At 45.7% G+C, this 313-nt stretch carries 1 protein-coding gene; it reads right to left on the reverse strand.

Annotation, left to right across the window (positions count from 1 at the left end; all coding sequences use genetic code 11):
• Positions 1-313: prealbumin-like fold domain-containing protein (locus ADM50_RS05390; protein ID WP_049484768.1), on the reverse strand; the 313-nt coding region annotated here is incomplete at both ends.

Genomic DNA, 313 nt, shown 5'->3' on the forward strand with positions numbered 1-313 from the left:
GGTTACAGTTACAGTTGAGCCGTTGGTAACGACTTTGTTTTCTTCACCCTTAGAGTCTTTCTCACCAACGTTTGTCACTTCCACTGTGCCGTCGTGTTTGACTTGGAAAGTGATGTCCGTTACTTTGAGGTAACCAGTTGGAGCGGCTTCCTCATGGAAGGTGTAAGTACCTGGTGCCAAGTTCAATTCTTTAGACTTACCAGCTTCTGAAGTCCAGTTTTCTACGGCTGTACCTTCTGCCTTATCGCCTTTATAGATCTTAATCTCTGCACCTGCGATTTCTGTTCCACCAAGGCTAACCTTGCTGAAGGTA

The sequence above is a fragment of the Streptococcus oralis genome, assembly GCF_001075675.1.
In the GTDB taxonomy this organism is placed as follows: Bacteria; Bacillota; Bacilli; order Lactobacillales; family Streptococcaceae; genus Streptococcus; species Streptococcus oralis_V.